This window comes from Streptomyces sp. P17 (assembly GCF_032436805.1).
Lineage (GTDB): Bacteria > Actinomycetota > Actinomycetes > Streptomycetales > Streptomycetaceae > Streptomyces.
Map to the genome: position 1 here is coordinate 1 of NZ_JAVRBF010000374.1, position 406 is coordinate 406.

At 62.1% G+C, this 406-nt stretch carries 1 protein-coding gene; it reads left to right on the plus strand.

The window, feature by feature from the left end; all coding sequences use genetic code 11:
• Window positions 1-48: 48 nt before the first annotated feature.
• On the plus strand, window positions 49-406 hold a 358-nt coding region (locus RMT89_RS41350; protein ID WP_315888904.1), incomplete at its 3' end, for an O-antigen ligase family protein.

Consider the following 406-nt stretch of genomic DNA (forward strand, 5'->3'; position numbering starts at 1 on the left):
GGCTCGTTCATGTCGGGTAGCCGAGGGGGTTGGGTAGGGCTGCCGGTGGTGGGTTTCGTGCTGTATCGGGGCTATGGTCGCCAGTTGCCCTTGGGGGTCAAGGCGGGCGCGGTCGGCGCGGTATTGCTGCTGGTGGCCATCGTTTATGGCTTGCCGCAAACAGGCGTGCAGCAGCGTGTCGATGAGGCGGTGAGTGATATTAGCCTCTATGTTTCCGGGGGCGAGCGCGATACTTCATTGGGTTTGCGCTTTGAGTTGTGGCGTGGAGCCGCCCAGCTGATTCAGGAGCGCCCGCTGCTGGGTTGGGGGGAGTCTGGTTACCGGAATGCCATGGAGGCCTTGGGTGAGCAAGGGGTAATTTCGCCCATGGCGGCGGAGTTCGGCCATGCCCATAACGAGTTTATCG